Source organism: Streptomyces sp. V3I7, assembly GCF_030817495.1.
Classification (GTDB): domain Bacteria; phylum Actinomycetota; class Actinomycetes; order Streptomycetales; family Streptomycetaceae; genus Streptomyces.
Genome location: NZ_JAUSZK010000001.1, coordinates 6093436 through 6119832 on the forward strand (window position 1 = coordinate 6093436; position 26397 = coordinate 6119832).

Annotated in this window: 23 protein-coding genes; 9 read left to right on the forward strand and 14 right to left on the reverse strand. The window is 72.3% G+C overall.

Translation table 11 applies throughout. The features are described from left to right. Position 1: 1 nt before the first annotated feature. From QFZ74_RS28190 to QFZ74_RS28210, 5 genes are read right to left on the reverse strand one after another with little or no spacing between them, the layout of a single operon-like run. The gene (locus tag QFZ74_RS28190) at positions 2 to 1588 is read right to left on the reverse strand and encodes a class I adenylate-forming enzyme family protein (protein WP_307623654.1); all 1587 of its coding nucleotides are present in this window, start codon (positions 1586 to 1588) and stop codon (positions 2 to 4) included. After that, complete coding sequence (locus QFZ74_RS28195; protein WP_307623655.1) at positions 1585 to 3006, reverse strand: NAD(P)/FAD-dependent oxidoreductase; 1422 nt, start codon at positions 3004 to 3006, stop codon at positions 1585 to 1587. Before QFZ74_RS28195 ends, QFZ74_RS28190 begins: the two co-directional genes overlap by 4 nt. Beyond that, the gene (locus QFZ74_RS28200) at positions 3003 to 3977 is read right to left on the reverse strand and encodes a UbiA family prenyltransferase (RefSeq protein ID WP_307623657.1); all 975 of its coding nucleotides are present in this window, start codon (positions 3975 to 3977) and stop codon (positions 3003 to 3005) included. The genes QFZ74_RS28195 and QFZ74_RS28200 overlap by 4 nt, the downstream gene beginning before the upstream one ends. Next, entirely contained in the window at positions 3974 to 5182 is a 1209-nt protein-coding gene (locus QFZ74_RS28205; protein ID WP_307623658.1) for a DegT/DnrJ/EryC1/StrS aminotransferase family protein, read from the reverse strand. The genes QFZ74_RS28200 and QFZ74_RS28205 overlap by 4 nt, the downstream gene beginning before the upstream one ends. Further along, complete coding sequence (locus QFZ74_RS28210) at positions 5179 to 6366, reverse strand: DegT/DnrJ/EryC1/StrS aminotransferase family protein (RefSeq protein WP_307623659.1); 1188 nt, start codon at positions 6364 to 6366, stop codon at positions 5179 to 5181. Before QFZ74_RS28210 ends, QFZ74_RS28205 begins: the two co-directional genes overlap by 4 nt. Before the next feature lie 267 nt (positions 6367 to 6633). On the opposite strand from QFZ74_RS28210, the gene QFZ74_RS28215 reads away from it, so the two are divergent. The 6 genes from QFZ74_RS28215 to QFZ74_RS28240 are packed head-to-tail and all read left to right on the forward strand — an operon-like array spanning position 6634 to position 12414. After that, complete coding sequence (locus tag QFZ74_RS28215; RefSeq protein WP_307623660.1) at positions 6634 to 7674, forward strand: hypothetical protein; 1041 nt, start codon at positions 6634 to 6636, stop codon at positions 7672 to 7674. Next, positions 7664 to 8584, forward strand: coding sequence for a sugar phosphate isomerase/epimerase (locus QFZ74_RS28220; RefSeq protein WP_307623661.1), 921 nt, complete (start codon positions 7664 to 7666; stop codon positions 8582 to 8584). The genes QFZ74_RS28215 and QFZ74_RS28220 overlap by 11 nt, the downstream gene beginning before the upstream one ends. Continuing rightward, positions 8581 to 9864: a M20/M25/M40 family metallo-hydrolase gene (locus QFZ74_RS28225; RefSeq protein WP_307623662.1), complete on the forward strand. Its 1284-nt coding sequence runs from the start codon at positions 8581 to 8583 to the stop codon at positions 9862 to 9864. Before QFZ74_RS28220 ends, QFZ74_RS28225 begins: the two co-directional genes overlap by 4 nt. Then, complete coding sequence (locus QFZ74_RS28230; protein WP_307623663.1) at positions 9861 to 11018, forward strand: Ldh family oxidoreductase; 1158 nt, start codon at positions 9861 to 9863, stop codon at positions 11016 to 11018. The genes QFZ74_RS28225 and QFZ74_RS28230 overlap by 4 nt, the downstream gene beginning before the upstream one ends. Then, positions 11015 to 11947, forward strand: a complete 933-nt coding sequence (locus QFZ74_RS28235; RefSeq protein ID WP_307623664.1) for a Gfo/Idh/MocA family protein — start codon at positions 11015 to 11017, stop codon at positions 11945 to 11947. Before QFZ74_RS28230 ends, QFZ74_RS28235 begins: the two co-directional genes overlap by 4 nt. Continuing rightward, positions 11944 to 12414, forward strand: coding sequence for a hypothetical protein (locus tag QFZ74_RS28240; protein ID WP_307623666.1), 471 nt, complete (start codon positions 11944 to 11946; stop codon positions 12412 to 12414). Before QFZ74_RS28235 ends, QFZ74_RS28240 begins: the two co-directional genes overlap by 4 nt. Here QFZ74_RS28240 and QFZ74_RS28245 read toward each other — a convergent pair. Next, a complete protein-coding gene (locus QFZ74_RS28245) occupies positions 12401 to 13660 on the reverse strand; it encodes a nucleotide sugar dehydrogenase (protein ID WP_307623667.1) in 1260 nt (419 codons plus the stop codon). The two genes, QFZ74_RS28240 and QFZ74_RS28245, sit on opposite strands and share 14 nt — an antisense overlap. Before the next feature lie 378 nt (positions 13661 to 14038). Here QFZ74_RS28245 and QFZ74_RS28250 point away from each other — a divergent pair, with 378 nt between their 5' ends. Both QFZ74_RS28250 and QFZ74_RS28255 read left to right on the forward strand, forming a co-directional pair. Beyond that, positions 14039 to 14902, forward strand: a complete 864-nt coding sequence (locus tag QFZ74_RS28250) for a cyclopropane-fatty-acyl-phospholipid synthase family protein (protein WP_307623668.1) — start codon at positions 14039 to 14041, stop codon at positions 14900 to 14902. Positions 14903 to 14946: 44 nt separating this feature from the next. After that, on the forward strand, positions 14947 to 15816 hold the full coding sequence (locus QFZ74_RS28255) for a cyclopropane-fatty-acyl-phospholipid synthase family protein (protein WP_307623669.1): 870 nt from the start codon (positions 14947 to 14949) through the stop codon (positions 15814 to 15816). Positions 15817 to 15886: 70 nt separating this feature from the next. On the opposite strand, the gene polX is transcribed toward QFZ74_RS28255, so the two are convergent. The 7 genes from polX to QFZ74_RS28290 form a co-directional block, all read right to left on the reverse strand. Next, on the reverse strand, positions 15887 to 17638 hold the full coding sequence (polX, locus tag QFZ74_RS28260) for a DNA polymerase/3'-5' exonuclease PolX (RefSeq protein ID WP_307623670.1): 1752 nt from the start codon (positions 17636 to 17638) through the stop codon (positions 15887 to 15889). Between the two features lie 60 nt (positions 17639 to 17698). After that, complete coding sequence (locus tag QFZ74_RS28265; RefSeq protein ID WP_307623671.1) at positions 17699 to 18568, reverse strand: carbohydrate ABC transporter permease; 870 nt, start codon at positions 18566 to 18568, stop codon at positions 17699 to 17701. A gap of 19 nt (positions 18569 to 18587) precedes the next feature. Further along, positions 18588 to 19550 carry a carbohydrate ABC transporter permease gene (locus tag QFZ74_RS28270; protein ID WP_307623672.1) on the reverse strand — a complete coding sequence of 321 codons (963 nt, stop codon included), beginning with the start codon at positions 19548 to 19550 and terminating at the stop codon, positions 18588 to 18590. Beyond that, complete coding sequence (locus QFZ74_RS28275; protein ID WP_307623673.1) at positions 19544 to 20887, reverse strand: ABC transporter substrate-binding protein; 1344 nt, start codon at positions 20885 to 20887, stop codon at positions 19544 to 19546. Before QFZ74_RS28275 ends, QFZ74_RS28270 begins: the two co-directional genes overlap by 7 nt. Further along, complete coding sequence (locus QFZ74_RS28280; protein WP_307623674.1) at positions 20884 to 21867, reverse strand: GNAT family N-acetyltransferase; 984 nt, start codon at positions 21865 to 21867, stop codon at positions 20884 to 20886. Before QFZ74_RS28280 ends, QFZ74_RS28275 begins: the two co-directional genes overlap by 4 nt. A gap of 51 nt (positions 21868 to 21918) precedes the next feature. Continuing rightward, on the reverse strand, positions 21919 to 23124 hold the full coding sequence (locus tag QFZ74_RS28285; protein ID WP_307623675.1) for a DUF1343 domain-containing protein: 1206 nt from the start codon (positions 23122 to 23124) through the stop codon (positions 21919 to 21921). Positions 23125 to 23208: 84 nt separating this feature from the next. Then, the gene (locus QFZ74_RS28290; RefSeq protein ID WP_307623676.1) at positions 23209 to 24459 is read right to left on the reverse strand and encodes an aminotransferase class V-fold PLP-dependent enzyme; all 1251 of its coding nucleotides are present in this window, start codon (positions 24457 to 24459) and stop codon (positions 23209 to 23211) included. Positions 24460 to 24779: 320 nt separating this feature from the next. Between QFZ74_RS28290 and QFZ74_RS28295 the strand changes: the two genes are divergently transcribed. Beyond that, positions 24780 to 25469: a HemK2/MTQ2 family protein methyltransferase gene (locus QFZ74_RS28295; protein WP_307623677.1), complete on the forward strand. Its 690-nt coding sequence runs from the start codon at positions 24780 to 24782 to the stop codon at positions 25467 to 25469. Between the two features lie 32 nt (positions 25470 to 25501). Here the strand turns inward: QFZ74_RS28295 and QFZ74_RS28300 are convergent, their stop codons facing one another. Next, positions 25502 to 26257: an HAD family phosphatase gene (locus QFZ74_RS28300; RefSeq protein WP_307623678.1), complete on the reverse strand. Its 756-nt coding sequence runs from the start codon at positions 26255 to 26257 to the stop codon at positions 25502 to 25504. Positions 26258 to 26397: the final 140 nt, after the last annotated feature.

Below are 26397 nucleotides of genomic sequence, written 5' to 3' on the forward strand. Positions count from 1 at the left end.
GTCAGTCGTGCGGGGCGGGATCGGCGGGGCGGGGCGAGGCGGCCAGCCGCCGGAGCAGCTCCCGGCGGCGCACCTTGCCGGTGGCGGTGCGGGGCACCTCGTCCCAGGTGAGGATGATCGGCGGGTTCAGCGGGGGCAGGCCGCGCACCGCCATCTGCCAGTCACCGTCGTCCAGTGGGGCCTTCCCCGCGAGGACGATCACCGGCTGGGGGCCGTCCGGGGCGGCGAGGACGACGCACTCGACGACCTGCGGCAGCCGCTCCTCCAGCAGGTCCTCGGTCCGCAGGCAGCTCATCCGCGGCACCAGGTCGACCGCCCGGTCGAGCAGGTCGACGCTTCCGTCCGGGCGGCGCACGCCGACGTCACCGGTGTCCCACCAGCCGTCGGCACTGGTCTGCGCGGCCCACCGGTCCGATTCGCCGACGTAGTCCAGGGCGAGGGCCTCGGTCCTGGCGAGGATGACTCCCGCCCGCCCGCGCGGCACCGCCCGGCGCGTGCGCGGATCGACGACGCGCAGCCGTGTCCTGAAGGGAACCGGCCGTCCGACGTTCCGGCTGCCGGACCGGCCGGGGCCGGCCGAGGCGCGGGTGTGGACGCGGAAGGTGAGCGGCCCCGTCTCGGTCTGCCCCCAGCCCTGGAGCCACAGCGGGCTGCGGTGCCCGCTCGCCGTGAGGTAGGCGCGGATGGTCGGCGGGTGCATGGCGTCGTAGGTGCTGACGTACGTCCGCACGCGGTGGAAGGGATGGTCCAGGCGGCCGGTCAGCGGCAGGAGCCGTACGTACGAGGCGGGGGTCGCCTCCATGACGGTCGGCGGGTGGGCCCGGAGGAAGGGGTCCGCGAGCGCCGCGTCCTCGGCGGTGACGAACGTGACCTCGGCGGGACCCAGGCACAGGGTGCTCGCCGTCCAGCAGAACGTCCGGCCGTGCGCGTACGCGCTCATGTTGACCAGCGAGTCGTCCCGGCGCAGCCCGATGCGCGGCACGCGGACGGACTCGAACCGGGCCAGCTTGCCGATGATCGAGCGGGTGGAGTGGGCCACCAGCTTCGGCACTCCCGTGGTCCCGGAGGTGTGCGTGATGACCAGCGGTTCGGTGTCGTGCCGCCGCCAGGGGGCGGGCACCGGCGCGTTCCGTACGTCGTCCATGCTCAGCGCGCCGGGGGCGGACCCGTCCAGGAGCAGCGTCCTGCGCGCGCCGCCGCCCGAACTGCCCGTCTCCGCCAGGCCTTTCCATGTCGCCGAGGTGGTGACCAGCAGGGCCGGGGAGAGCCGGTCCAGCAGGATCCGGAGCACGTCCGGCGGCAGGCCGCCGGACAGCTTCGCCGGGACCGCACCGATCCGTACGGCCGCGCAGGCGAGCAGGTCGTAGTCCCAGTGGTTGTCCTTGACGAGGGCGATCCGCTCGCCCGGCCCGGCGCCCACCGCCGCGAACCAGGCCGCGGCCTGCCGCACCAGTTCCGCCAACTCCGGTACGCCGTAAGGGGTGGTGCGGGCGGGGTCGATGTCCAGGGGCCGGTCGACATGCACGCGGGTGCCGATGCCGTGCGCGGCGCATTCGTCGAAGAGCACTCCCATGTCGTACGGCTTCATCGCGCCTCCACTGCTCTGTGCGGGGTCGTGGCCATGTCCTGCCGTGCCGGGGCGCCGCGTCCGGACAGCGGCGCGCGCGGCAGGGGACGGGGACGCAGCCGGGCCAGTACGCGGGAGGCCGCGAGCGCGCCCGCGCGGACGGCGGCCTCGCTCGCGGGCCTGAGGGTGAGCCAGTCCCCGGCGTACTCCACCGGCCGCAGCGGTCGGTCCATGAACTGCCGCCGGTGCAGCAGGGCTTGAGGGGTGGCCTCGGGAAGGCCGTGGGTGAAGGAGTGCACGAAGGCCGCCGTGCAGGCCTGCCGCAGACCCGGGACGTACCGGGACGCGGCGGCGACGAGGCGGTCACGGACCTCGCCGTCCGGTGCCTGGAGGAACGCGCCGATGCGCTCGGGGGACGCCACCAGGGTCAGCAGGCCCTTGCCGACGGGCGCCCGGCCGGGATGCTTGGCGTGGTCGACGATGATCGCGGAGAGGGTGTCGTCCTCGGTACGGGGCGTCAGCAGGACGTACAGCGGCTTCGCCGACGGGGGCGCCAGCGGGCGGTCCAGCAGGCAGCTGACCTTCAGGACGGGGGTGAAGGTGCAGGCCGACAGGAACGGCGACTCGTCGGCCGGAGCGCCCGGGTGGAGGCGTGCCGCCACGGGAGCGGGCGCGCACAGGACCGCCGACCGGGCGGTGACCTCGCGGCCGGCGAGCCGCACCCGTACGCCGCCACCGCTGTCGGCGACGACCTCCCGCACCTCACTGCACAGGTCCACGTCGACCCCGGCGGCCAGCCGGCGGGCGAGCAGGTCCATGCCGTCGTGGTACGTGCGCCAGCCGGACACCGGGCCGACCGACAGCAGCAGGCTGAGCAGCGGGGCGACGGTGGAGCGCGCGGTGTCCCAGCCGAAGAAGCTGCCGGCCACCGGTTGCAGCAGATAGTCGTGCAGGTCCGGGTGGTAGCGCCGGGCGAAGTCCCGTACCGTCGCCGCCTTCGCGGCGGTGCGCTCCGGGTGGTCGCCGTCGAACGAGCGGCGGTGCCAGGCCGTCCACGCCGTCATCCGGGCCATGCTCGGCAGGGCGCGCGGCGACAGCCCCGGGCCGGTCAGGGGGGCGAAACGGCCCGCCAGGCCGGGATGGGCCCGGCCGTCCCGCCAGACGGCCAGCGCCTTGCCGATACGCGGCACCTCCTCGGGCGTCACCCCGAGCCGATCCAGTAGCTGCCATGTCGCGCGGTACCCCTGCTCCGGGAGCTGTTCGGCGCCTCTGTCCACCGTGAAGCCGCCGTGACGGAAGCTGCTCATACGCCCGCCGACATGGTCCTGTGCCTCGAACACGCGCACCTGGAGTCCAGCGCGCCGCAGCTCATGAGCCGCCGTCAGCCCGGCCACGCCCGCGCCGACCACCGCCACGTCGAGATCGCGATCCGTGCTCATGCGGACGCCGTTCCCGCGAGCAGGCCCGCCGCGATCAGCAGCACCGTGCTCAGACGGTGCACGGCGAAGCCCAGCTTGCGGGCCCGCATGACGTCGTGCTGCCGGAAGCCGAGCAGGAACTGCCGGGCGCGCAGCACGGTGACCGGCAGCATCAGCGGCACGAACCACCACGGAGCCACGCCGGCCGCGGCGGCGACCGCACCGATGAGGAACTCCGACAGGGAGAGCAGGCCGATGAAGACCGCGTTGCCCTTCGGACCCACCAGACAGGCCACGGTCGGCCGCCCCACCGCCTTGTCGCCCGGGATGTCGTTGGTGTTGGAGTAGACCCCGAACAGCAGCGGACCCATGCCGAACAGCACGGCGAGGACGAGCAGGTACGCCGAGAAGCGCCCCGTGGCGAGCCCGTACGGCGCCAGGACCAGGGCCACGCCGAGTCCCGCGATGAACGCCTCCTGGAAGCCGTGGTAGCTGATCCGCAGGCCGGTCGAGTACTGGAGCGCGACCACGAACAGCACCGCGACCAGCAGCACCGTCCACAGCGGCCGGTGCGGAGCGAGCGCCACCGCCGCCGTCCACAGCGCGGCGCCCACGGTGGCGGTCACCGCCGCGAAGCCGAGCGCCTCGGGGACCGTCAGGGTCCCGGCGACCAGCGGCTTGCGCAGCCGGCGGCGCAGGGGGTCGTTCGGCCCGTAGTTCGCCACGTCGCTGCCGTCGCGGAAACCGCCGATGTCGTCGAGCGCGCACATGGCCATGAGCACGAAGAACTCGCCGACGAGGAACAGCGCCAGCGCCCCGCCCGTCGCCCCGCCCAGCCCCGAGAGGGGGAGGGCGAAGGGGGCGGCCGCGACGAGGATGCTCGGGTAGTAGTCGTACACGTCGAGCTTGCCCAGGCGGGCGTAGCTGCGCAGCTTGCTCTCCGGACGGGCGCCCTGGATGACCCGGCGTCCGAGCCGCACCTCGCTGGTCATGGGCTCACTCCTCGGGCGGGCGCCGGGTGTGCCGCGCGGCCGACGGGCCGGCGCCGGCGTACGAAGTCGCACACCGTGTCGGCGATGTGCTCGACCTGCGCGTCGGTGAGATGGGCGTAGACGGGAAGGGCCAGGATCCGGCGGCTCGCCTCCTCAGCGTGCGGCCACCTGTCGCCAGGCCGTACGTAGGGCGCGAAGGCGGGCTGCCGGGGCAGGGGCCGGGGGTAGTAGACGTGAGTGTCCACGCCGTGCGCCGCCAGGTGCTCGCGGAGGGCGTCGCGCTCGGTGGCGAGCAGCGAGTAGACGTAGTAGCAGCGCCCTTCGCGGCCGCGCGGCGGCGGCACCACCCCGGCGTCCGCGAGCGGCTCGAAGCGCTCGGTGTAGTAGTCGGCGATGGCGGCCCGCCGTTCGAGCCGTCCGGCCAGACCCGGCAGCCGGTGGAGCTGGAAGGCGGCCTGGATCTCGTCGAACCGGCTGTTGTGGCCGATCACATGGTGGAGGAAGCGGCGCCGCCCGTCCTGACCGTGGTTGCGCAGCATGCGCACGCGCCGGCCGATCTCCGCGTCGCGCGTCACCACCACGCCGCCCTCGCCGGGCATGCCGAACGACTTGACCTGGACGAAGGAGTAGATGCCCGCCTCGCCCCACAGCCCGGCCGGAATGCCCTTGAGTACGGCGCCCTGCGCGACCGCCGAGTCCTCCAGCAGGCGCAGGCCGTGCCGCTCGGCCAGGGCGACGAAGGCCGGCATGTCGGCCATCACGGAGAACATGTGGGCGGGCATGAGCACCCGAGTGCGGGCGGTGATGTGCCGCTCGGCCTCGGCCGGGTCGGCGACCATCGTCCACGGGTCGATGTCGGCGAAGACCGGCGTCGCGCCCAGGTGGACCACCGAGGCGGCGAGCGGGGCGCAGCCGAACGCGGGCGCCACCACCTCGTCCCCGGCACCGACACCCATGGCGGTCAGCGTCAGCACCAGCGCCGAGGTGCCGCTGCCGCACGCGACCACGTCCTCGGCGCCGAGCGAGCGCCGCAGGGTCCGCTCGAACTCCCCGGTGCGGTCCCCGAGGATGAACCGCTGGCCGGCGCTGCCGCCGACCTCGCGGATGATGTCGAGCAGGGTGGCGCGGTCGCCGTCGAAGACGTCCGGCTGGAAGAAGGTGATGCGCCTTTCGGCGGTCGTCGTTCCGGTCGCCTGGCTGGTCATTCCGGCCTCCCGGTGTAGAACTCGCGGACGGCGGCGCAGACCCGTTCCATGTGGTCGGGTTTCAGGTCCGGGTACAGCGGCAGGGCGACGGCGCGCTCGCTCGCCGCCTCGGCGTGCGGGAAATCGCCCCGGGAATGCCCCAAGGAGGCGAAACAGGGCTGGAGATGGAGAGGCGTCGGATAGTAGACCTCGGTTCCGACGCCGCGTCGCTCCAGGTGTTCCACGAGCCGGTCGCGGTCCTCGACCTCGATCAGATAGACGTAGAACACGCCCCGCGCGTCACCGGGACGCTCGACCGTTCTCGGAAGCCGGACGATTCCCGGAACGTCCCGGAGAGCGCGGTCGTAATCCGCGGCCAGTTCCGCGCGCCGCACGATGTCCTGCTCCAGGCGGGTCAGCTTCGCGGAAAGGACGGCCGCCTGGATGTCGTCCATCTTGCTGTTGTATCCGGCGACACCGGTCTCCGTGGAGATGGTCGGGAAATCCGCCAGCGTCGCCCCGAAACGGCCGTGATGGCGCAGCGCGCACACCGTCTGTGCGACCTGCTCGTCGTCGGTGATGACCGCGCCCGCGTCGCCGAGCGCCCCGAGGGTCTTGCTCGGGAAGAACGAGAGAACTCCGCCCCGGCCGAACAGCCCGGCGTGCCGCCCGTCCTGCCGCATCCCGATCGCCTCGGCGCTGTCCTCCACCAGCGTCAGCCCACGCCCCGCCGCCACAGCGGCCAGCGCCCGCATGTCCGCCATCTGGTGGAACAGGTGCGCCGGCATCACCAACCGGCTCTCCGGCGTCACCGCCGACTCCAGCGCCGCCGCGTCCATCGCGTACGTCGTCGGGTCGATGTCGACGAACTGCGGGCGCCCACCGGCCAGCACCACCGAGGAGGCCGTGGCCACGAAGGAGTACACGGGCACCAGCACCCCCTCGTCGCGCCGCAGCCCGCAGGCGCGCAGGAGCAGCACGAGCGCGTCCGTCCCGCTGTTCACCCCGATCGCGAAACGGGCCCCCGTGTAGGCGACCAGTTCCTTTTCCCAGCGGGCCACTTGAGGCCCGTGGGAGAACTTGCCGCCCTCGAAAACCTCGTTCACGCGCTCCTCGATCAGCGGCCACAGCGCGTCGAAGGATTCCGCCTGGGAGAAGAACGGAACCGCTTCGGAAACGGGCGTATCGGAAATCTGCGTGGCCACTGGGGAACCCCCGCACAAAGACACCACAACTCCATGCATGCGAAAGAGGCGGCGATGTGCCGCCCTGGCCCGCCAGGAATACCTCCGCGTTCTGACGGCCAATCAGGTCGACGCGTCAATTCACCCTTTGCGGTGGGTAGGGCGAGGCGGTCATTGACCGCTCTGTGTACGGCGGTAAAAGTCCTGTCCCGGTACACCACAGGGCCTGCTCAAGGTCCGCGACGGCGTCGGACCCGGCCGTCCTCGTGCATGCTCGGGCGGAGGAGAATGCTGCAACCCCTTGTCGTGGGACTGGGACGTTCCGGCGCCGGTCTCCATCTGACGGCGCTGGCCCGGGCCACCGCTCAGGCCGAGCACCCCCTGACCATCCGGCCACCCGTCGCCTGCGACCCACGCCCCGAGGCGGGGGCCGGCCTGACGGGCGTGACCGTCACCAGGGCCCTCTCCGAAGCCGCCCGGCTCACCCCGCCCGAGACCACGGTGGTCCACGTCTGCACCCCACCGGCCGACCGCGTCATGGTGCTCACCGAACTCGCCGGACTCGGCTACACCCGGATGATCGTCGAGAAGCCGCTCGCCTCCGGGCTCGACCAGCTCGACCGACTCGACGCGCTGCGCCGCCGTCACGCGCTCGACCTCACGGTCGTCTCCCACTGGCTGTCCGCACGGCTCACCGAGGAGCTGCGCCTGCTGCTCGCCGGCCGCCGCCTCGGCTCCCTTCGCGCCATCGACGTCGCCCAGCACAAGCCCCGCTTCCACCGCTCGCTCACCAACCGCGACCACGCCACGGCCCTCGACGTCGAACTGCCGCACGCGCTGGGCGTGGTGCTCGACCTCGCCGGTCCCGCGTACGTCCTGGACGCCCGGTGCGGCGACATGGTCTGCGAGGACACCGTCCTGCCCCGCATGGGACAGGCGGTCGTACGGCTCCGGCACCGGTCCGGCGTACGCACCCGCCTGGTCTCCGACCTGACCTCGCCGATGCGCAGGCGCAGCATCACCCTCCGCTTCACCCACGGCACCGCCATCGCGCACTACCCCATCAGCGAGAGTGACGACCACGCACAGCTCGTCCTCACGGGGGCCCTGCGCGGCCGTCGCGTGTTCCGCGACGACGCCCTGACCGCCTTCATGTGCCGCACCTACCGGCGGTTCGCCGAGGGGCGGACGGCCGACTTCGCGCTGCATCTCGCGGCCGCCCGGCTGCTGTGCGACGCCAAGAGAGTGTGCGGGGCCGACGACATGGCCGCCGCAGCGGTGGAGGGCACGGCCGGCACCGAGAGGGGAGCCCAGGTCCATGCGGTGTGAGGGAAGCCGGCCCGAGGACAGGTGCGCCGGCATCGGCGACGAGGCCGCCGAGAGCATCACCGACCAGATCGCGGCGATCCGCGCCCTCGGCTGGCAGCGGATCGAGTTGCGCGACATCGGCGGGAAGGCGCTGGCCGACCTCGGTGACGCCCAGGTGACGGACGTCGCCGACGAACTCCGGGACACCGGGCTGAGCGTGGTGTGCCTCGCCTCCCGGATCGGGAACTGGGGCCGCCCCGTCACCGCCCCCTTCGAGCACGACCTCGCCGAGCTGGAGACGCTCCTCGACCGGTGCGCGGTGCTGAACTGCCGCCGCGTGCGCGTGATGTCGTACCCCAACGACGGTCTCCCGCCCGACGAGTGGGCCGCGCGCGTCCTCGACCGGCTCACCCGTCTCGCCCGCCGCGCCGAGCGGGCCGGAGTCATCCTCGTGCACGAGAACTGCGCGGGCTGGGCGGGCGAGGACCCGGCCCGGATGCTGCGCCTGGTCGAGCAAGTCGCCAGTCCCGCCCTGCGGTTGCTCTTCGACATGGGCAACGGAGTGCCGTACGGCTACGACGCCTACGCCGTGCTGGAGCGGATCCTGCCCCACGTGGAACACGTCCACGTCAAGGACGCCCGCAGGACGCCCGACGGGGTCCGGTACGTCCTGCCGGGGGAGGGCGAGGCGCGGGTGACCGACTGCCTGGAACTGCTGGTGCGCTCCGGCTACCCCGGCACCTTCTCCCTCGAACCCCACCTGGCCGTTCGGCCGCACACCGGGCTGTACGCGTACGAGGACGCGGCGGACCGCTTCGTCAGCGCCGGGCGCCGGTTGCATGAACTGGTGGCGGAATGCGGGGCGGAGACCGTCGCCCACCCGCAGCCGCAGCCGCAGCCGCAGCCGCAGCCGCACGGCGCCCTCCGGTGACCGCGGGCGGCGCGGGCCGGCTGCTGGGCGAGGACGACCACGCCCTGTTGCTGCGGCTGCTGCGGATGCCCACCGCGGGGCCGCTGGAGACCGGTGACGGTGACGCCCCGCTCCAGCTGTGGCAGGCCCAGCACGCCTACGCCGAGGCGGCGCGCGAAGTCGGCATGCGGGTCGTCCATCACGCTGCGCCCGATCCCGCGGTGCTGCTGCGACCGGATGTGCCGGCCATCGTGCGCGCGGCGGCCGGTCCCGTCTTTCTCGCCCAACAGCCCAGCCTGGTACTGCGGTTGGGGGCGCCTGCGCTTCCCGTCCGGGACACCGTCATGTTCAACGTCCACCTCGACACAGTCTCCGGAACCGAACCCGTGGGCTTCGACGGGGAGCGGTTCACCGGGCGGGGAGCCGTCGACGCGAAGGGGCCGGCCGTCGCCCTGCTGGCCGGGGTGCGCGCCGCGGCCGCCGCGCACCCGGGCATCGGACGCGACACGGCCGTCGTGATCCAGGCTGTCTCCGGCGAAGAGGGCGGCGCCATGGGCACGTTCGGAACCCGCCCGCTGATCGAGGCGGGACACGTCGGACGGCTGAACGTCTTCTGCGAGCCGACCGGGCTGCGCCACATGCCCCGTGCCACCGCGTCCATGACGGCCCGCATCACGGTAGAGGGCGAGGACGCGATCGACGACCGCCCCGGTGCCGGCCACAACGCCACCGTCCTGCTCGGCTTCCTCGCCCAGCACCTCGCCGCCGCCGGAGGCTCCCTGTGCATCGCCGGGCTGCACACCGGCCACGCCCACAACCGCGTGTACGGAACAGGACAGTTACTGGTCAACATCCCCTACGCGACACCGGCGAAGGGCGCGGCGGCCGAACGGCTGGTGGAGGACGCCTTCACTGCCGGCCTCAAGGACTTCACCGACCGCTTCGACAAAGTCCCCGGCTTCGCCCGTACCGCCGCGGACGCCGTCGCCGTCACGCGGCTGCGCTGGGACAAGCGGGGCCTGCCCTGCCTCGCTCGTACGGAGGACCCATGGGGCGAAGACCTCCTTGCCGCCGGCGGCGTTCCGCGGCAGCCGGACAGCGAGCCCGCGTTCACCTGCGACGCCATCTGGATGCAGGACGTCCCCGGCACCTTCACCACCGTCCTCGGCCCGGGGTCCCTTGACGCCAACCACGCCCACGCCTCAGGCGAGTTCGTCGACCTCGCCGACCTGGAGGAGTTCGCCGACACCGTACGGCGGCTGCTCCTCGCCTTCGCCGACCAAAGGGAGACCACCACATGACGCTCCAGGCCACCGGCGCCCCACCCTGCGCACGCCGCCCCGACGTGCTGGTCGACCACGGCGAGCTGCTCGCCGCCGTGACCGCGGCGTTCACCGCGCACGGGCTCCCGGACCGGCGCGCGCACGCCGCGGCGGCCGCGCTGTGTCACGGCGACCTGGTCGGCTTCGGCTCGCACGGCGTGTTCAACCTGTCCCGGCTCTATCTGCCGCTCCTGCGAAGCGGCCGCGCCGACGCCACCGCGGAGCCGCGCGTCATCACCGACCTGGGCGCGTGTGTCCTCCTCGACGCCCGCCGCGCGCTCGGCCTCTGGTCCGCCTCCGAGGCGATGGACCTGGCCGTGGAACGCGCCCGCCGCCACGGGGTGGGGCTCGTGTCCGTGCGGAACGGGACCCACTTCGGGTGCGCGGGGCACCACACGGCGCGTGCGGCGGAGCAGGGCCTGATCGGTGTGCTCGCGTCCAACTGCGGCGGTCAGCGCATCGCCCGGCCCCCGCACGCCCAGCTCGCCATGCTCGGCACCAACCCCCTCAGCGTCGCCGCGCCCGCCCTCGACGGGCACCCGTTCGTCCTGGACATGAGCACCACCGTCGTCCCCACCGGCCGCATCCGCGCCGCCGCGCGCGGCGGGTCGTCCATCCCGCCCGGGTGGCTGGAGGACGCCGAGGGGGCGCCGGTCACCGACCCCGGGGCGTTCGACCGCGGCGAGGCGTATCTGCGCTGGCTGGGCGGCACCGACGAGAACGGCGCGTACAAGGGGTACGGCCTCGGGCTCGCGGTCGAGGTTCTGGCCGCCCTGCTGCCGGGGGCCCAACTCGGCCCCGCCGCCGACGTTTTGGAGGGCGACGGACGTCCGCACGGCCGTGACGACGACATCGGCTTCCTCGTCCTCGCCATCGCCCCCGAGGCACTGCGCCCGCCCGGTGAGGACTTCCGCGGCGACGCGCGGGACCTCTTCACCACGCTCACCCAGTGCCCGCCCACCGAGGGCCACGGCCCCGTGCGCTACCCCGGCTGGTGGGAGGCCGAACGCGCACTCACCCGCACCCGGGACGGCGTACCGCTTCCCGCGCACCTCCACGACGAGCTCACCGAACTGGGCCTGCTCCCCGCGGCCCTACCCGCGGCTCTCCCCACGGCGGAGGACGTCCGATGAGCCCCCGCCGCATCGGCGTCGCCGGGCTCGGCGTCATCTCGGCGTACTACCTCGCCGCCGTCCAGCGATCCGCGCACTGGGAACTGGCCGCCGTCTGCGACCTGAACGACGCGGTGCTGCGGCCCCACCGCGACCGCGTGCCCTGCTTCACCGACCCTCGCACGATGCTGCGCGAGGCCGGACTGGACGCCGTCGTCGTCGCCGTCCCCAACGACGCCCACGCCGAGGTGTGCCGGGAAGCGCTGCGCGCCGGGGTCCCGGTGTGCGTCGAGAAACCCCTGGCCGTCTCGCTGGAGCACGGGCGCGAACTGACCGCGCTGGCTCGCGCGCACGCGACCCCGCTGTTCACCGCCTTCCACCGCCGCTACAACGAGTCCGTGACCCGCCTGCGCGCCCGACTGCCCGGCCGGGACCGCATCGCGTCGGTACGGGTGCGCTACCTGGAACGCATCGAGGAGCACATCGGCACCGACACCTGGTACCTCGACGCCGAGCGCTGCGGCGGCGGTTGCGTCGCCGACAACGGGCCGAACGCCTTCGACGTGGTGCGGCTGCTGCTCGGCGACGTCACGGTGACGCGGGCAGCGGTCGAGCGCGACGCGGCCGGCACCGATCGCCGGGCCGTCGTGGACCTGCGCGACCCGCGGGGCGCCGAGGCGCGCGTCGAGCTGGACTGGAGCCACCCGGGCGAGACGAAGGACGTCGAGGTGCGCCTGACCGACGGTTCGGTGCTGACGGCGGACATGCTCGCCGGCCACCCGGGGTTCAAGGCCTCCCTGTGGCACGAGTACGACGGTATCCTCGACGACTTCGCCGGCGTGGTCACCATGGGGGAGTGGACCGACGGGGGACTCGCGGCGCTGGAGCTGGTGGCGGCGGCGTACCGCAGCGAAGAGGCCCCCGCCGCCGTGACGGGAGCACGCGGGTGATCGCGGGAGAGGTCCCCGCCTCGACGGAGAACGGGGCGAAGCGGCAGCTCCACGGCCATCTCGTCAAGGTGCTGCTGCACCGCAGGACGGAACGCGGCATGGCGCTGGAGCCGCACGCGAGCCGGTGCGTGCGGCGCGGCGAGGTGCACGAACTCGTCACCACCGACCACCGGGAGACGACCGAGGGCGCGCGCATCGACCGGGTGGGCTTCCTCGGCTTCGTGGAACTGGCGTGCGGCGGCGTGCTCGACCGCGGTGACGAGGTCCGTATCGGCGACCGGCTCGTCGGCACCGTCCTCGGGTTCGACGCCTGCCACTTCCCCAACCACTACAACATCCTCATCACCTGCGACCGGCTGCTCACCGGCGAGGACCTGCGGCTCCACCCGGAGCTGCCCGTCTCCTTCACGCAGCCGAGCCGGCGCCTCGCACCCACGGGGACGCCGGCGGAGGTCACAGCCGGCTGACCCGCTCGCCCTCGGTCGACCCGCGCGTGTCGAGGACAGCGCAGCGCGCCTGCGCCGGCAGCCCCGCTTCGTAACAGGCGTGATCCTGGAGCAGTACGGCGAGATCGGCGCTCGCCAGAGCCTCGGCGAGCGACTCCTCGCGCGGCAGCGGGACGCCGTCCGCGGAGAAGCGGGGCACGTACGGATCGTGGTACGAGACGGACGCGCCCCGCGCCCGCAGCCCCCTGGCCACCTGCGTGGCAGGCGTCTCGCGCACGTCCGCGACGTCCGGCTTGTAGCTCACCCCGAGCAGCAACACCCGGGCGCCGTTCAGGCTTCTGCCCTCCTCGCGCAGCAGACCGGCCGCGCGCCGCACCACATGCGCGGGCATCTGCGCCACCACGCCGCGCGCGGCCGACAGCATCCGGAAGGAGAACCCCTCGCTCTCGGCCTTCGCCTCGAGATAGCGGGGGTCGACCGGGATGCAGTGGCCCCCGATGCCCGGGCCGGGGCTGAAGGCGCTGAACCCGAAGGGCTTGGTGCCCGCGCACCGCAGCACGTCCCAGACGTCGATCCCCACCTTGTCGCAGTACAGCGCGACTTCGTCCACCAGCGCGATGTTGACGTACCGGTACGTGTTCTCCAGCAGCTTGGCCATCTCCGCCTCCCGCGTCCCCCGGGCCACCACGACGGTGTCGACCAGGCGCCCGTAGAAGGCGACGGCGTACTTGGTGCAGAGCGGAGTGCAGCCGCTCACGACGCGCGGTGTGTTCCGGATGCCGTGCGCCGCGTTTCCGGGGTCGATGCGTTCGGGCGAGTAGGCGAGGTGGAAGTCGTCGCCCACGCGCAGCCCGCTGCTCCGCTCCAGCAGCGGCCGTACGAGTTCCTCGGTCGTGCCGGGGTGGCTGGTGGACTCCACGACCACCAGCGTCCCTGGCCGCAGTCCCGCGCCGACACTGCGGCACGCCGCCCGGAGCGCCGCCAGGTCCGGATCGCCGTCCGGCGTCAGCCCGGTCGGCACGCAGACGACGACCGTGTCCGCGCCCCCGGCGACGCGGGGATCGGTGGTGGCCCGGAACCCCGCGGCGCGCATCGCGGTGATGTCGGCGTCGCTCAGATCGTCGATGTGGGAGCGCCCGTCGGACAGGTGGGACACCACCTGCTCGGAGATGTCGTAACCGACGGTCGACAGGCCGGCTTCGCACGCGCGGCGCGCGAGCGGCAGTCCGACGTATCCGAGTCCGACGACGACCAGATCACATGCCATCCGGGACCTCCATGGATAGGTTCGAGGAGTTTCCCTCCAATAAGGCTGAAATGCACGTGCCTTGTGACCAGCGCGGACGTGCCCTTCGGCCAGGTGGGCGAATTTCGAGCGTTCGATCCACGTGAGTTCGATGGGAAATGCACGGACTGTTAGCCTCGCCGAGGATGATCCCGGTTCGGCGCCTTTTCGTCTTTCCCTGAGGCCGTCGGGGAATTCGAAGCACCGGACGCTCCATTCGCGATTCACGTTCACGGCGCCGCTCGCCGACGAAAACCGACACACCCCGCGTCATGCGCAGCGCGCGCACGCCCTGGCACCGACGTCACCGCCACGCCCGTCCCCTTTGCCGGTCCGCCAGCCCTTGTGAAAGGACATCACATGACCACCCTGGTCAACGAGGAGAACGAGGTCGTACGCAGCGAGTACGAGCGCGCCTTGAAGGAACACTGGGACGCCAAGACGGCCGACGAGGTCAATCTGCTGCTCGGGGCCGAGGACGGGCTCTACCACCACCACTACGGCATCGGCGACTTCGACCCGGCCGTGCTGACCGCCGCGCCTCAGGAGCGCGAGGAGCGCATTCTGCGGGAGCTGCACCGTATGGAGACCGCCCAAGTCGGGCTGATCCTGGACGAGTTGAGCGATCTCCCGGCCGGTGCGCGGGGCATGGACGCCGGTTCGGGGCGCGGCGGTACGTCCTTCATGATCGCCGACCGGCTCGGGCACCGTATGGACGGCGTGAACTTCTGCGGCCACCACATCGCCTTCGCCGAGCGGGTCGCCAAGGAGCGCGGCTGGGACGACAAGGTGGGCTTCCACTTCGCCAACATGGTGCAGACGCCGTTCGCCGACGGGACGTTCGACTTCGTCGTCTCCAACGAGACCACCATGTACGTCGATCTCGCCGAGCTGTTCCGCGAGATCACCCGCGTCCTGCGTCCCGGGGGCCGCTACCTCGCCACGACCTGGTGCCGCAACGACACCGTCGAGGACCGCTCGACGGCCTCGCGGGAGATCGACGAACACTACGTGTGCGGGATGCACAAGCGCAGCGCGTACTTCGAGGCGCTGGCGGCGGCCGGCCTCGTCCCGTACCGGGTGACCCGGCACACCGAGGAAGCGCTCCCGTACTGGGAGCTGCGCAACCACTCGCGTCTGCGGACCGGCGTCGAGGAGCCGTTCCTCCAGGGGTATCGCGAGAAGAGCCTCGACTACCTCCTCATCGCCACCGAACGCATCTGACCCCGACCCATTCAGCAGGCAACAGCGCACATAGGAGAAACCGGATGACCACCCAAACCGATCTCAGCCGGGACGACCTCGCGGTGCTCGGCCGGCACGACGGCGAGCAGCGCGGGTACTGGGACGCCAAGACGGCCGACGAGGTCAATCTGCTGCTCGGGGCCGAGGACGGGCTCTACCACCACCACTACGGCATCGGCGACTTCGACCCGGCCGTGCTGACCGCCGCGCCTCAGGAGCGCGAGGAGCGCATTCTGCGGGAGCTGCACCGTATGGAGACCGCCCAAGTCGGGCTGATCCTGGACGAGTTGAGCGATCTCCCGGCCGGTGCGCGGGGCATGGACGCCGGTTCGGGGCGCGGCGGTACGTCCTTCATGATCGCCGACCGGCTCGGGCACCGTATGGACGGCGTGAACTTCTGCGGCCACCACATCGCCTTCGCCGAGCGGGTCGCCAAGGAGCGCGGCTGGGACGACAAGGTCGGCTTCCACTTCGCCAACATGGTGCAGACGCCGTTCGCCGACGGCACGTTCGACTTCGTCGTCTCCAACGAGACCACCATGTGCGTCGACATCCACGACGCCTTCCGCGAGTTCGCCCGCGTGATCCGCCCCGGCGGCCGCTACGTGGCGATCACCTGGTGCCGCAACGACACCGTCGAGGACCGCTCCGAGGCCTCGCGCGAGATCGACGAGCACTACCTGTGCGGGATGCACAAGCGCAGCACCTACTTCGAGGCGCTGGCCGCCAACGGCCTCGTCCCGTACCGGGTGACCCGGCACACCGAGGAGGCCCTCCCCTACTGGGAGCTGCGCGACCAGTCCCGGCTGCGCACGGGCGTCGAGGAGCCGTTCCTCAAGGGGTACCGCGAGAAGAGCATCGACTACCTGCTCATCGCCGCCGAACGCGTCTGAGCGGCAGCCGGCAGGGTCCGTACGACAGGCACCGCGAGGTCCGCCGGGACCCGCGGTGCCTGTAGCCGTCTCAGGCGTGCGCCTTCCGCCCCTTGCGCAGGAAGTGCCGCAGGCGGGTCTCCGGCCAGGTGTTGATCACGTCGTCCTTGGTGAGCCAGCCGCGCTGGGCCGTGCCCACGCCGTAGCGCGTGTTGGCCAGATGGGGGACGGCGTGGGCGTCGCTGTCGACGGCGAACTTCACGCCGTGCCGCCGGGCCCGCAGGATGTCCTCGTCGCGCAGGTCCAGCCGGTCGGGGTGGGCGTTGATCTCCAGGGCCGTGCCCGTGCGCGCGCACGCGGCGAAGATCTCGTCCAGGTCGGCGTCGAGCGGCGGCCGCTTGCCGAGGAGGCGGGTGGTGGGGTGGCCGATGATGTTGACGTACGGGTTCTCGCAGGCGCGCACGATCCGGCGGGTCAGCGCCTCGCGGCCCTGGTTGAAGTGCGAGTGCACCGAGGCCACGCACACGTCGAAGCCGGCCAGGAACTCCTCCGGCCAGTCGACGTCGCCGTCCGGGCCGATGTTCAGCTCCACGCCGTGCAGCAGCCGCAGGCCGCCTCCCCTGCCGCGCGTACGGAAGGTGCCGTCGAGCTCGCGGATCCGCTCGCGCTGGGCCAGGATCCGGTCCTCGGTCATCTGCTGCATGTACAGGTCCGGACCGTGATCGGTGATCGCGTAGTAGGCGTAGCCGCGCTCGGCGGCCGCCCGCGCCATCTCCTCCAGCGGCGCGAGCCCGTCGGTCAGGTCGGTGTGCGTGTGCAGGTCGCCCCGGAGGTCCGACTCCACGACCAGGTCGGGCAGCTCGCCCCGCAGGCCGGCCTCGATCTCCCCGCGGTCCTCCCGCAGCGGCGGCGGGATCCAGGGCAGCCCGAGCCGGGCGTAGACCTCCTCCTCGGTCTCGGAGACGATCTTCTCGCCGGTCTCGGCGTCGAACAGTCCGTACTCGGACAGCTTCAGCCCCTGGTGGACGGCCAGCTCGCGGGTGCGGATGTTGTGCGCCTTGGAGCCGGTGAAGTACTGCAGCGCCGCGCCCCAGGAATCCGGCGGGACGACCCGCAGATCGACGGACAGCCCCTTGACCGTGCGTACCGAGGTCTTCGACGGGCCGTGCGCGATGACCTCGCTGACGTACGGCAGCTCGGTGAAGGCCTTCATCAGCGGTTCCGAGTCCTCGGCGGCGACCAGGACGTCGATGTCGCCGATGGTCTCCCGCGCGCGGCGCAGCGATCCGGCGTAGGCGCAGCGCAGACAGCCGGGCACGCGGGACAGCGTGGCGACGATGTCGTCGGCGACATCGGTGGCCACGTCCAGCAGGACCCGGTCGCCGGAGGACTGGAGGAGTTCGACGCCGTGGAGGATGTTCTCCTCGGTTCTGGGCCCGAAGCCCTTCAGATCGCGCAGTTTCTCGGCGTGGATCGCGTCGACCAGTTCGTCCACGGAGGAGATGCCGAGCTCCTCGTACACGGTCAGTGCCTTCTTCGGGCCGAGCGTGGGGATGGCCGTGAGCCGCCGGACACCGGCCGGGATCCGCGCGCGCAGCTCGTCGACCGCGCAGACGCTGCCGGTGCGGAAGTACTCGGTGACCTTGTCCGCGATCGACCTGCCGACCCCGGGGATCTCCCGCAGCCCCTTGGCGTCGAGCGTGGAGACGTCGGCGTGGTAGCCGCCGATCGCGCGGGCGGCCTTCTCGTAGACGCGCGCCTTGAACGCGTCACCGCCGGTGATCGAGATCAGGTCCGCGTACTCCTGGAACAGCGCCGCGACCTCGTCGTTGGAACGGGCCATGCCCGCCGAGTAGGCAGGGAACGCCGCGTTCAACCCTCCCCGGGGGCGACGGCGTACCCGCTACTTCAGGCCGCTGAGCATGACACCGCGGATGTAGTACTTCTGCAGCAGCAGGAAGAGGACCAGGACCGGCAGGACGCTCAGGACGAGGCCGGCCATGACGATGGGCATCGTGCGGGTCGGGTCGACGTAGTCCTGGAGCAGCTGGATGCCGACGGGCAGCGTCATGACGTCCGGGTTGGCGGTCGAGACGAGCAGCGCCCAGATGTACTCGTTCCAGGCACTGACGAAGGTCAGCAGCCCGAGCGTCACCAGGACCGGCTTGGTCTGGGGGACGACGATCCGCCACCACACGGCGAACTCGCCGGCGCCGTCGATGCGCGCGGCCTCCAGCACCTCGTCCGGCAGCGAGACCAGGAACTGGCGCATCAGGAAGATCCCGAAGCCGTTGACGAGGAACGGCATGGCCAGCGCCAGGATGCTGACGGTCAGGCCCGCGCCGCCGCGCCCCAGCAGGTCGTTGCCGCCCGCCAGCGGCCAGTGCACCAGGATCAGGAAGTGCGGGATGAAGAACAGGAACGGCGGGAACATCATCGTCGACAGCACCAGCCGGAAGACGAAGTCCCGGCCGGGGAAACGGAGTTTGGCGAGCGCGTAGCCCGCGAGCGACGAGGTGAGCAGCACCGAGCCGGTGATCACGGCGGTCGCGACGACGCTGTTGCGGAAGAGGACCGGCAGGTCCAACTGGTCGATCGCCGCCCGGTAGTTGGACAGGTCGAACGCCTTGGGCAGGAAGCGGTACGGCAGCGTGCCGGCCTCGCCGGGGCCCTTGAAGGACGTCATCACCATGTCGAGGAACGGCACCACCGTGAGCACGGCGCCGGTCACGACCACCAGGTACGACAGCCACGGGAAACGGCGGCGGATCATGCGTCCCCTCCCTTCGGGTTCATGCGTCCTCCCCCTTGCGCCGGAAGATCCACAACTGCGCCAGGGTGACCACGAGGACCACCACGAACAGCACGAAGGCGGCGGCGCTCGCCGTGCCCCAGTCACCGTGGCTGAAGGCCTGCCAGTACATCTCCAGCGCGGCCACGTTGGTCGCGTCGCCCGGGCCGCCCCTGGTCATCACGATGATCAGCGCGAACGACTGCAGGCCGGTGAGGAACTGGGTGACGCACACGAACAGCAGGGACGGCCGCAGCAGCGGCAGCGTGATCCGCCAGAAGACGGTGACGGGCCCCGCGCCGTCGAGCGCGGCGGCCTCGTAGTACGACTCGGGGATGGACTTCAGCCCGGCGGTGAGGATGAGGATCGCCGAGCCGAGCGAGGCCCACGCCTGCACGACCACGACCGAGGGCAGCGCGGTGTCCGGGTCCTGGAGGAACGCCACCGAGCCGAGCCCGAGCGTGTTGAGGACGCCGTTGACCAGGCCGCCCGGCTCGTACATGTACTTCCACACGTTGCCGACGGCGACGACGGTCGTCACGATCGGCAGGAAGTACAGGGTCCGCCACAGCCCCTGGAACCGCAGCCTGTCGATGCAGTTGGCGACGAGCACCGAGCCTGAGAGCGCGAGAGCCACGGTGCCCACGGCGAACAGCAGCGTGTTGGTGAGGATCGGCGTGAGGAACGTCGACCCGTCCGCGAACAGGCTCGCGAAGTTGTCCAGGCCCACCGGATCGATGTCGGCGAGGTCGAACCCGGCCCAGCGGGACATCGACAGCAGCAGCGCGAAGCCGAGCGGCAGGACCAGGAAGACCGCGAAGAACAGCAGCGTCGGCGCCAGGAAGAGATAGGCGACGCCGACCTGGCGGCGACGGGCCCGGCCGCGGACGTCGACGGCCGCCCCGGCGGACCGCGCGCCGTGCGCCGCCCGCCCGGTCGTGTCCGGCGCCAGAGCGTTCACCATGAGCGCGACACCTCCTGATCGACCTGACGGCGCGTGACGCGCAGCGCCTCGTCCACCGACCGCTGACCGGTCCACAGCGCCTCGATGTTCTTGCGCAGCAGCGACTTGGCCTGCTGCGCGCCCGGCACGTTCGGCTCCGGCACCGCGTACGCCAGCGCGTCCAGGAACGGGCGCAGATTCGGATCCCCGCGATTTCCCAGCAGCGTCAGCATGTCGTCGGCGCGGCCGGTCAGCGAGCCGACCGACACCTGGAGCGAACTCATCCGGGTCGCCGTCGCACCCTTCCCGGCGTCCTTCACCGGCACCTTCTCGGTGTTGAGCCAGCGCAGGAACTCCCAGGCCTCGCGCGGGTGTCTGCTGGCCGCGTTGACCCCCAGCATGAAGCCGGTCGCGAGCGTGGCGCGCTTGCCGTCCGCCTCGGGCAGCGGCACCGGCGCGACGCCGACCTCGCGGTAGTCCTTGCCCATCACGGGCTTCAGACTCCCCGTCCACCAGCCTGCGTTGATCACCATGGCCACCTGCCCGGACGGGAACGCCTTGTAGACGTTGACGCCGGGCGCGCTCGCCCCTCGCGCGACCAGGCGGTGCTCCAGGTCGAACACGGACCGGCCGACGGGGGAGTCGATGGCGGTGGTCCTGCCGTCCGCGGAGACGAAGCTGCCGCCGGCGGCGTTGAGCAGTGCGAGCGTCTGGCCGACGGTGCTCGCGTCGTCGTACGTCGACAGGCCGAACCCCTGGACCAGCGTGTTGCCGTACCGGTCCCGCTTCGCGGTGCGGTACGCCGCCTGCTCCAGCTCCCGCCAGGTGCGCGGCGGGCCGTCGATCCCGGCCTCGCGCAGCAGGCGCTTGTTGTAGTAGAGGGCGTACGTCTGGGCCTCGGTTGGATAGCCGTAGACCCTGCCGCCGACCGAAGCGGCGCCGACCGCGGCCTCGCTGTAGCCGCGCGCGATCTCCTCGGCGTACTTGCGAGGGGCGGGCCGCAGGACGCCGGCCTGGACGAGCTGGCCGTTCCACAGGCAGTACGGCTGGAGGATGTCGGCGCCCTGTCCCGCCGCCTGCCGGACCATGAACGTGGTCAGCAGCTGGCTGAACTCGACGGCCTTCATTTGCACCTTGACCCGGTCGTGCCTGGCGTTCCACTCGTCGACGGGGCCGCGCAGGGCCTCCTTGAGCTCGCCGCTCGCGTAGTGCGTGAGCAGGGTGAGGACGATGGGGTCCCCGGGGCGCCCGGTGCCCTGGTGCGGGGCGGCGCACGCGGAGGCGAGCAGCGTCGAGGGGAGCGCCAGCGCGAAGTGACGGCGGCTCAGTCCGCCGGAGCGGCGGCGGGCGGGCCTCATCGGGCGGCCTCCCGGCGCAGCACCCGGAACACCCGGGTCGTGGTGAACCCGGCCTTGCGGTACAGGTGCCCGGCCGGGGACTGCTCACCGGTCCACAGGAACCACGCCGAGTGCGCGCCGCGCGCCCGCATCCGCTCCAGGACCAGATGGAGCAGCACCTTGCCGAGCCCGGTGCCGCGCATCTCCTCCAGCACCCCGAACGGCCCGAACCGCTCGTCCACCGCCTCGTACGCCCCGTGCATCGCCCAGCCCACCAGGCGGCCCGACGGGTCCCGGGCGACGACGATCCGGTCGAGCGGCGTGCCCGCGGCCAGGCACTCCCGGATGGCGCGCGCCCAGTCCGGCGTGAAGTGCCTCCCGGCGAGCGCGACCAGGTCCACCAGGTCGTCGTCGGACGGGGTGGTGAACCGCCAACCGCGCGCGGTCAGTTCGTCCAGCCGGAGCGCGACGTCCTCCGGGAAGCGGTAGCCGACCAGCCCCCGGTCCATCGCCGCCGCCTCGTACAGCGTGCGGAAACCCAGGGACTGAAGGAGCCCGGCGGCTTCCGGGTACGCCTCGGCGTCCAGGCCCGGGACGACGTAGTTCGGGGTGTACGAGGCGAAGTCCACGCGGGTGCGGCCGTGGCCGTGGAGCCAGTCGAGGGCGTCGGTCAGCAGCCGGCGGCCGAGGCCGTGCCCGCGGGCCGCCGGATCGACGAAGAAGAACGGGATCCAGCCCTGCTCCGGCCCCAGGTCGGCGCCCGTCATCGCCGTCAGACGGCGCACCGCGTAGGCCGCGCCGACGACTCGTCCCCCCGCGACGGCGACCCGCAGCCCCTGCGGATCGAAGTTCGGGTCGAGCAGCACCAGGGTGCGGAAACGGTCCGGCGTGAGGGGATCGGCCGGTGCGCTGCGGCGCCACACCTCCACCAGCTGCGGTCCGTCACCCACGCGGAAACCACGGATCTCGGTCCGGGGCGGCGTTGACGTGCGATCGGTCATCGGCGGGGGTGTCCTTCCGTACGCGGGGCGCGGATGGCTCTCAGGTGGCTCTCAGACATGGAGCAGCACGTCCTCGCCGGCCCACCGGCCGGGCGGTGCCGGCGGATCGCACAACGGCAGCGGGTCCTCGCCCGCGTCGACGGCGCGACGCAGCCGGTCGGACCCCCACAGCAGGTCGACGAAGTACCGGTGACCGGTCCCCTCCGCGCCGCCGTCCTCGGTGTGCCAGGCGAAGTCGCCCGGGTACAGCCGCCGCAGCGTGGCGAGCATGACGACGGCGGTGCGTACGGGAGCGAACGCCGTGCGGTCGGTGACATGGAGCTGGACTCCGCGCAGGGCCCGTCCGGCGTGCTTGTGGAAGGCCGGGACGTACCGCAGCTCACGGAAACGCACGCCCGGCAGGGCGAGTTCGTCGAGCGCGGGCACGAGGCGCGCGTCGACGTACGGGGCGCCGACGATCTCGAAGGGCTGCGTGGTGCCACGGCCCTCCGAGAGGTTCGTCCCCTCGAACAGGCAGGTACCGGGATAGACGACGGCGGTGGCGGGCGTCGGCATGTTCGGCGAGGGCGCCACCCAGGGCAGCCCGGTCGCCTCGGCGTCCATGGCGCGCCGCCAGCCGACGGCTTCGATCACCGTCAAGTCGACGGACTCTCCCGCCAGTTCGGGCACCGCCGAGGCATTGAGGTACCGGGCGAACTCACCGCAGGTGAGACCGTGCCGGACGGGCATCGGGACGCGCCCGACGAAGCTGGACCACGCCGGGTCGAGCAGCGGGCCCTCGCTGACGAGCCCGCCGAGGGGGTTCGGCCGGTCGGCGACCACGAACCGTACGCCCGTCCGCGCCGCCGAGACCATCAGGTCGAACATGGTCCACACGTAGGTGTAGAACCTGGCCCCGACGTCCTGGAGGTCGTACACCAGGGCGTCGACGCCGCTGTCGATCAGCAGTTTGTCGAGCCGCTCGCCGCTGCGACCGTAGGTGTCGTACACCGGCAGACCGGTGGCGGTGTCCGTCCCGGCCGTCCGCGCGGCCTCGCCCTCACCGGCCTGGCCGGTCCCGTGCAGCCCGTGCTCGGGACTGAAGAGCGCGACCAGCCGCGCCCCGGCGTCGAGCAGCGCGGGCGCGGCGGGGCGCAGGTCGGGGAGGACGCCGGAGTGGTTGGTCACGAGCCCGAGCCGACCGGGCCCGGCGAGCCCGGGCGACGCGTGCAGTCGCGCGATCCCGGTCGTCACCGTGGCGCGGTCGTCCGTGCTCATCCTCTGCCCCCGTCGGCCTCTGCCGCGTATGTCTCGAAGCGATTGCCCGAAATGTACTTGCATGGGTGGGAATCTGGCAATGGTTCAGGGACGGGTCGCGCGGGCGCAGTTCCGCACCGCGCGCACCAGGGCGGTCATCTCCTCGTCCGTGTTGTAGTAGTGCACCGACGCCCTGACGACCTCTTCCAGGCCGCGCTCCTCCATGTCCAGCCGCGTCGAGGAGACCCCTGACACGCTGACATTGAGGCCCTGCGCGGCCAGGTCCGACGCGACCCGCTCCGCCGCGACGCCGTCCACGGTGAACGTGGTGATGCCGCAGCGCCGTACGCCCCGATCGTGAACGCGGACGCCGGGGATCTCGCCGAGTCGCTCCCGGAGCGTCGCGGCGAGCGAGGTCACCTGGTCCTGGATCTTCGGCAGGCCCCAGGAGAGCGCGTGGTCGAGGGCGGCACCGAAGCCGAGCCGGGCCGCGTAGTTGGCCTCCCAGGTCTCGAACCGCCGTGCGTCCGGCCGGACTTCGTACCGGTCGGGCGCGGTCCAGGTCGCGGCGTGCAGATCGAGGACCTGGGGGACGAGCCGGTCGAGTGCCTCTCTGCGGACGTGGAGCAGCCCGGTGCCGCGTGGGGCACGCAGATACTTGCGGCCCGTCGTGGAGAGCATGTCGCAGCCGATCTCCCTTACGTCCACGGCGAGTTGGCCCACGGACTGGCAGGCGTCGAGGAGATACAGCGCACCGGCCTCGCGGGCGACCTTGCCGACCTCGGCGGCGGGGTTCACCAGGCCGCCGTTGGTGGGGACGTGGGTCAGCGAGACGAGCCGTACCCGCTCGTCCATCGCCGCGCGCAGGGCGTCCACCGAGATCTGGCCGTGCTCGTCGTTGGGAACGACCTCGACCCGGACGCCGTGCCGCTCGGCGGCCTGGAGGTAGGCGATGAAGTTGCTGGCGTACTCGGCCATGCTGGTCAGGACGCGGTCCCCCGGGCGGAAGGGGACGCTGAAGAAGGCCAGGTCCCAGGCTCGCGTCGCGCTGTCCATCAGGGCGATCTCGTCGCGGTCGCAGTTCAGCAGCCGTGCCGCCGAGTCGTACACGCCCTCGATGTCCTCGGCCGCCCGCGCCGCCGCCTCGTACCCGCCCATCTCGGCCTCCAGACGCAGGTGGCGTACGGACGCGTCGAGGACCTGGCGGGGCATCAGGGCGGCGCCCGCGTTGTTGAAGTGGGCGACCTTGGCGCATCCCGGGGTGTCGGCGCGGGCCCGGGCGACCTCCTCGGGGGTGAAGCTCGGTTGCGGGGTGGACTGTTGGGCGTTCGGGGACGGGATCGGGGTCGGGGTCACTTGTCCTCTTCCTCGTGTGGAGCCGGTGGGATCGGGGGCGGAGTGTTCATTGTCGACGCCGTACGCTCCCTCTCCCGCTCGACCGGCTCGTCGCCCTGGTCAGCCCCGGCCGCCCGCGCCGACGTACGTGCGGGCATCGCCCCACCGAGAGCCCCGACGCTCCAGGTGGCCGGCCCGCGCCGCCCTGCGCCTGCCACCACCCCGCGCCGACCGGTCGCTCCGTGAATCCCGTTACGGCGGCTTCTCCCGGGTACTCGAACACGACAGGACCGGGGCGGTACCGATCGTGAGCAGAGCCCCGTGCAAGGACGTGCAAGGACATGACGACGACAGCGGCGACACGGTGGCCACCCCCGCCGGGACTCCTGCTGACCCCGCCGGGCGTATACGCCCCGCAGCGCGACACGGAGCTGCTGACGCGGGCCCTGTACCGCGAGGACATCGACCCGACGACCGATGTGCTCGACCTCGGGACCGGCAGCGGTGTGATCGCCCTGCAGGCGGCGCGGCTGGGTGCGCGGGTGACGGCCGTGGACATCTCCTGGCCGGCCGTGCTGACCGCACGCCTCAACGCGATGCTGGCCGGCTGCCGCCTCCGCGTGCGCCACGGCGACCTGACCGCGGCCGTCACGGGCCAGGCGTACGACCTCGTCGTCAGCAACCCGCCCTACGTCCCCTCACCGGCTTCCCGGCTGCCGTGGCGCGGCCGGGCACGGGCGTGGGAGGCGGGCCAGGACGGGCGGGCCTTCGTGGACCGCATCTGTGATGCCGCGCCCGCGCTGCTGCGTCCCCGGGGAGTGCTCCTGATCGTGCACTCCGCCCTGTGCGACACCGAGGCCACGCTGCGGCGGCTCGCGGGCACCGGTCTGCGTGCCTCGGTCACCGATCACGCCTGGGTGCCGTACGGGCCCGTCCTGCGTTCCCGGCAGGCGTGGCTGGTCCGCCGGGGCCTGGGGGCGGAGGGCGCCGACCGGGAGGAGCTGGTGGTCATTCGTGCGGAACGGCCCTGAAGACCACGGTCGGACCGAGGTCTCAGGTGTACTTACCGTTTCCCCCGCCCCGGACCGGCCACGCGTGATCGGGCCCAGGTCAGAAGCTCGGGAGTGTGCAGCGCCGGTACCCACAGGTCGGCCCGTACCGCGCCCTCGTCGTGCGGCCGGGGGCCGACCCCCAGCACCCGCAGTCCGGCGCGGTGGGCCGATTCCACGCCGGCCAGGGAGTCCTCGACGGCCAGCGTCAGCCGCGGCCGGACGCCGCACAGCCGGGCCGCCGTGGCATAGACGTCCGGCCACGGTTTGGGGCGCACCGTCTCGAGTGCCTGCCCTCCCGCCGGCTCCCGGTTGTCCGGCCGGCGCGACGGTGTGAACGGCACGACGACGTGCTGGAAGCAGCCACGGATCCCCGCCCGCTCCAGGCTCCGCTCCACCACCTCCGACGGGCAGTTGCTGGCCACCGCCAGCGGGAGCCGGCCGGAGAGCAGCCGTACGAGCTGGACGGCGCCCGGCATCGTCACCGGGGCGTCGGTGACGAGTGCCAGGAAGTTGTCGAGGAGCGCCGCCGTCAGCTCGGCCGTCAGCTCGGGCTTGTGCGCGGCCTCCGCCATCAGCCGCCCGCAGTCGGCGTAGTGCACGCCCTTGGTCTGTTCCGCGAATCCCGGCGGAGGCTGGAGACCGAAGTCCCGGAAGGCCCGACGACGGGCTTCCTGCCAGTGGCGTTCGCTGTCCATCAGCGTGCCGTCGCAGTCGAAGACGACGGCCTGCGGGGACCAGTCGAGCAGATGGTGGGCCGAGGGGGTCACGGGGCCTCCTGTGGAGGGCTGGAGAAGACGGTCGCGCGCGGCGTGAGCGCGGCTTCGGGCAGGCCGGCGGTGCTGCGTGTGCCGGCTGCGCACCGGGCGCATCACCCGCGCGGAAGAATTGCGACATTCCCGACCATTGA